Below are 732 nucleotides of genomic sequence, written 5' to 3' on the forward strand. Positions count from 1 at the left end.
GCTCACAGATGACGCATTTCAAGAACTTCTATGAAAGCTTGCAGTGGTGGAAGCTAACGCCTGCATTCCGGGATACGACCTATGCCGATTTCACGGGGAAGGATGATTCCTATCTGTTGCGTGATGGCAACAAAACGTATATCGCTTATTTCGCCGAGCCTAATACAGTAACGGGTACGCTTGAACAGATGGCAAGTACGGTGTACAAAGCGGAGTGGTACAACACAAGAACGGGCGAATACACGTTGATATCGGAGCAGGTAACGCCGGTTAACGGACAATGGGCGATCCCGGCAAAACCCGACAGCCTGGACTGGGTGCTCTTGGTCAGATCAGACCAATCTGCGCTTGCGCCGAAGTTAGTTGTATCCAGTGCGAATCAATCCACAACGATTAATGTGCAGCATGGTACGCTGCAGCTGTCGGCTGCCGTAAATGTGGAGCATACAGCCGCATCGGTGGATTGGGAAGTGAGTAATGTGGATGGCACTTCCACGGATGCGGCGACGATTGATCAAAATGGCTTATTGACTGCCTTGAAAAACGGAGTTGTCCGAGTGACGGCGACACAGAACGTTAACGGCCAACTGTCGGCTTTCAAAACGGTTATCATTACCAGGCAAGATAAGGCAGCCCCTCCAGCCAAAGCGCAAAGTCTGACCGTTATTGATGGCGGAAACGAATTCCTTGGCAATCAACAGATGCTGCCGGTATTTGCTCCAAACAACACCT

General features: G+C 50.7%; 1 protein-coding gene. It reads left to right on the plus strand.

Annotated elements, in window-relative coordinates; all coding sequences use genetic code 11:
• Positions 1-732, plus strand: a 732-nt coding sequence (locus tag PAT3040_RS25735; protein WP_146200554.1) for a putative collagen-binding domain-containing protein, incomplete at both ends; no start/stop codon positions are given.

It is taken from the genome of Paenibacillus agaridevorans, assembly GCF_003112455.1.
Lineage (GTDB): Bacteria > Bacillota > Bacilli > Paenibacillales > Paenibacillaceae > Pristimantibacillus > Pristimantibacillus agaridevorans.